The organism is Mesorhizobium sp. M0923 (assembly GCF_040319365.1).
GTDB lineage: Bacteria > Pseudomonadota > Alphaproteobacteria > Rhizobiales > Rhizobiaceae > Mesorhizobium.
Map to the genome: position 1 here is coordinate 1 of NZ_JAMYNW010000071.1, position 669 is coordinate 669.

Sequence of the window (669 nt, forward strand, 5' to 3'; positions counted from 1 at the left end):
CCGCTCGGCCGTCAGCTCCGGCCGGTTCAGGTAGCCACGCGCAACCCCCGCCCCGCCGATATAGAGCTCGCCCACCGCCCCGAACGGCACCGGCGCACCATGACCGTCCAGCAGGTAGATCCGCGTGTTCGCAATGGGACGGCCGATCGTTTCAACGACGGTGTCTCCCCTGGGCATGCAAATCCAGGTCGAGTACGTCGTTGTCTCGGAAGGGGCGTATAGGTTACAAATCTTCTCGACACGGCTGTGCTCGAAGATTCTCTCGATCAGAGCTGCGCTCAGCGCTTCGCCCGCCAAATTGATGGCGCTTGCCGCGGCGGGGACTGCTTCCTTGTCGAGCAGAGCGGCGATCGCAGAGGGGACTGTATTGATCAGCGAGACGTCCAAAGGCGTTTGCGCCAGTGCCAGCGCATTGTCGACGAGATAGAGCGTGCTGCCCTGTGACAGGGTAGCGAAGCACTCATAGACGGACAGATCAAAGCTGATCGAAGTGGAGAACAGCATGCGGCTGGTCTGTGCTTGCGCGTAGACGCGGCTACTCCAACGCAGCAGGTTCACGGTGCTTTGATGCTCGACCATGACGCCCTTGGGCGTCCCGGTGGAGCCCGAGGTGTAGATGATGTAGGCGAGCTGGCGGGGGGTGAGCCCCAGCGCGCGCGGGTCGGGATC

General features: G+C 62.9%; 1 protein-coding gene. It reads right to left on the minus strand.

The annotated features are described in order from the left end of the window. On the minus strand, positions 1–669 hold a 669-nt coding region (locus NKH89_RS35695; RefSeq protein WP_352912063.1), incomplete at both ends, for an AMP-binding protein.